Origin of the sequence: Virgibacillus sp. M23 (assembly GCF_034190895.1) — a bacterium.
Classification (GTDB): Bacteria; Bacillota; Bacilli; order Bacillales; family Amphibacillaceae; genus Virgibacillus; species Virgibacillus salarius.
In genome coordinates, this window is sequence record NZ_JAWDHA010000371.1 from 1 (window position 1) to 390 (window position 390).

1 protein-coding gene is annotated in these 390 nt (G+C 48.5%); it reads left to right on the forward strand.

Features of this window, described 5'->3' with window-relative positions:
• Window positions 1-390, forward strand: a 390-nt coding sequence (locus tag RVS70_RS23060; protein ID WP_321135070.1) for an ion channel, incomplete at both ends; no start/stop codon positions are given.

Genomic DNA, 390 nt, shown 5'->3' on the forward strand with positions numbered 1-390 from the left:
TTTTATTATTGACAGCGGGGATGTTTGATTTTTTATGGACCACGTTATGGTTAGCGAGCGGTGCAGGCCCGATCACAAGATGCCTGTCTGCTTGGCTGTGGAAAGGCTGCCGCAAAATCAGCGGAGACCACGCAAAGGTTCTGAGTATGGCAGGTCCACTGCTGTTATGCCTGACGTTAGTGATATGGATCAGTCTATTTTGGAGCGGATGGGTGCTGATTTTCTCGAGCGACCCTCATTCACTTGTGGAAGTTCAATCGAAAGAGCCGGCTTCCTGGTCAGACCGAATTTATTTTTCCGGCTATGTCATGTTTACTTTAGGAAATGGCGATCTCGCACCAAACGGAGGCCTATGGAAGCTTGTCACGGTTATTGAAACAGCTCAAGGAC